The 2,926-nt window shown below is 64.3% G+C and carries 3 protein-coding genes; 1 reads left to right on the top strand and 2 read right to left on the bottom strand.

What is annotated here, in order from left to right:
• Positions 1-66: 66 nt before the first annotated feature.
• Both alc and A2J03_RS24120 read right to left on the bottom strand, forming a co-directional pair.
• A complete protein-coding gene (gene alc / locus A2J03_RS24125; RefSeq protein WP_068379054.1) occupies positions 67-1,026 on the bottom strand; it encodes an allantoicase in 960 nt (319 codons plus the stop codon).
• 5 nt (positions 1,027-1,031) lie between these two features.
• Positions 1,032-2,036, bottom strand: coding sequence for a hypothetical protein (locus tag A2J03_RS24120; protein ID WP_068379051.1), 1,005 nt, complete (start codon positions 2,034-2,036; stop codon positions 1,032-1,034).
• A gap of 70 nt (positions 2,037-2,106) precedes the next feature.
• Here A2J03_RS24120 and A2J03_RS24115 point away from each other — a divergent pair, with 70 nt between their 5' ends.
• Positions 2,107-2,739 (top strand): TetR/AcrR family transcriptional regulator, encoded by a 633-nt coding sequence (locus tag A2J03_RS24115; RefSeq protein WP_068379049.1) that lies wholly within the window; start codon positions 2,107-2,109, stop codon positions 2,737-2,739.
• Positions 2,740-2,926 lie beyond the last annotated feature (187 nt).

Below are 2,926 nucleotides of genomic sequence, written 5' to 3'. Positions count from 1 at the left end.
GTGCTGCGTTCGGGTGAAGAAGCCGGGGCATCTTCCAAGGGTATTGCTACGGCGGCGAGTTCGCAGTCAGGCCGCCAAGTCTCCGAACAGTCTGAGCCTCGCCATGCCGCCGTCGGGGTAGATGTCCATGCGGACCTCGGACACCGGTTCGGTGTGGTCGAGGAGGAACCGGTGACGGGTATCGGGCTGGAGTCGGGTGCGAGGAAGGAGATCGATCCACTCGCCGTCACCGAGCCTGCCCTTCAGCGATGCTGCACCGGGTGCGTTACCGAGGAAGCACGAGGTGTCCAGCTCGGCCAGGTTGATCGTTCCAGTTCCAGCCAGGTGGACCTGAACCCAGTCGTTGGCGTCGTTGCGCCTACGTGAGGTCTCCCACCCTTCGCCCATCGACCGCGGAGGGCCGGGGAAGAGCAGGTTGTTCGGCGAGCTGTAGAACATGTTGGAGCAGGCCGAGACGTACCCGCCGTTCTCCAGGGCGGCGAGGTCGAACGGTCCGGCTGCGATGAACCGCGGATCGGGACGTCCACGGCCGAGAACGCGCAACCGTGCGACGCCACCGTCGGGGTAGATCGACAACTTCACGTGGGTCCAGCGCTCATCGGACGCAACCTTGAACCGGTTCTCGGTGTCGCCGTCGACGGGACTCTTGGCGACGATGGTCTGCCACTCTGTCTCTTCGTGTAGCTCCTGCGCGGATGGGAAGCCCTCGACCGAGGCTGCTTCGACGGAAATCTCCGGTGGATAGTTGCCGGTGAACCAGGCGGTGTCGACGATGACAGCATCCACGACGCCGGGGGCCCCGAGACGGACGATGGCCTCGTCGTAACCCGCTTCCCGACGCCTGCGCGTCTCCCAACCGTCGTAGATCTGGCCTTTGTGGCCGAACGTTGCGGTCTGGTAATCGGCTTTGCCCGGCTTGACCAAATTCTCCTTCTCCGCGAACGTTTCGTCGTTCGCCCACACGACTGCGCCGCCGAGGGTGCGGACGGCGAGATCGGGCAAGGGGAGGGGGAAAGTTGCTGTCATAGGGGTCAGAATACTGGGAGCGGCTCGGACTTCTCGATCTCTGGTGACGCCACCCGGGACTTGGAGAAGACGAACAGCAGGCCGACACCGATGATGGAATACAGGGCGAGTGCCAGTGCGGGTTGGCCCAGGCCGGTTCCGGAGAAGTACACGATGCTGCGTACCCCTTCCGTTCCGATGCCGGGAGTGATCCAGCGGCCGACGGCCGCATAGAAGTCGGGGAGGACATTCGGTCCGAATGCCCCACCCGCGCTGGGGTTGCCGAGGATGACGAACACGATGATCGCGATCGGAACTGCCGCGACGCCGATTGCGGCGCGCAGGCCGAGTGTGAAGACCGACGTCGCGAACACGACTGCCGTCCCGAGCAACCACAGCGGGAACCAGTGACCGGCGAACGTGCCAAGCAGGTGAGTGACGATGAATGCTCCCAGTGCTCCCGAAAGGACCGAGTAGCCGGCGAAGATCCCCAGTTGGGCGGCTGCGTCTCGACGAGATTTCGGTGCTCCGACGAGCAAGCCGATGGCGGCGGCCAGCAAGTATCCGCCGACGACCCAGCCCACGGCCAGGTAGAAGCCGGACAGGCCGCGGTTGTCGTGGATTCCGACAGGAATGTCGTCGCGAACGACGAATTGGCGGTTCTGAGTCTGTTCGATCCCTGTGAAGATCGACTCCAGCGCAGCGGAGATCGAGCTGCCCGCAGCGCTGGCGGTGATGAGGGTGTCGGTGCCGGTCGGGCTGACGACGTAGGCGCCGAGCACGTCGCGGTTGCGGATGAGATCGCGGGCTTCGGCGGTGCTGGACGCGGTTCGAGCCGACAGAGGCGTGCCGTCGATGGCGTTGAGCTTGGCGACGGTGTCGGCGTCCAGCCCGGCGGGAAGTCCCTGTTCTGCGACCACGGCGATGGGGATCTCGTGCGGTGAAGGCTGGTGGAAGGCCGCGACGTAGCTGGCGATGAAACCGAGCTGGAGTATCAGAACTCCGATCGCAATCAAGACGACCTTGCGCATGTGGACTCCTTCGCGATCTGTGTGGTTCTCCGACTGTTCAATACCCCGGGTATTGAATACCCTAGGTATCGTGACTACTGAGGGTCAAGGAACGTGGGCATCGACACAGCGGCCGGGCCGGGAGAACGTTCGAGAACGGCTGCTGCAGGCGGCTGCCGACGAGTTCACCGAGAACGGTTACGCGGCAGCCAAATTGCAAGACATCGCCCGGAGGGCAGGCTTCACCAAGGGGGCGGTCTACTCGAATTTCGATTCCAAGCAGGCGCTGTTCGCGGAGCTGTTGTCCAAGCGGTCGATGGATCTCGCAGCGCGGGTGATCGACACTGTGTCCGGTCTCGGCCCCGGCGACGCCGCAGGTAGAGGCGGTGACGCTATCGCAGACTGGGTCGTCGACGAACCGCGGTGGCCACTGCTCGTCACCGAGTTCGGTATCCAGGCCGGTCGAACCCCGGAGCTCGCCGAGGACTACCGACGTGAGCGTCGTCGCCTCCGCGGCGAACTCGAGCGACTGATCGCCGAGCGGGCTGCGGCATGGGGTGTCGCCGATACTCTCGACGCCCGCAGAGTAGCCACATCGCTGCTCGCCTTGATCTCGGGCCTGGCCGTCGAACACTCCGTCGATCCCGATGAGATCGACCAACACGCGATCGGCGATGCGATCACCGAATTGTTCGCCGGTGCGATCGCGCGAGCGCAGCACTGACATCCGGCAGCACCCGGAGTCGTGCCGGTCCTTTTCTGGTGGTCGGTCAGAAGGGTGGGGGTTCGTTTCGTTCGCGGAGTTGTTCGCGGAGTTGTTGGATGTGTTTGTGTTGTCGGAATTGTCTGCGGATGATGCGGATTCGGGTGCGGGCGGTGTCGGTTTCGGCGGTGTTGAGGTCGGCGAGGGT

Origin of the sequence: Rhodococcus sp. EPR-157, from assembly GCF_001647195.1 — a bacterium.
In the GTDB taxonomy this organism is placed as follows: Bacteria; Actinomycetota; Actinomycetes; order Mycobacteriales; family Mycobacteriaceae; genus Rhodococcoides.
This window is presented reverse-complemented; position numbering and strand designations above follow the sequence as displayed.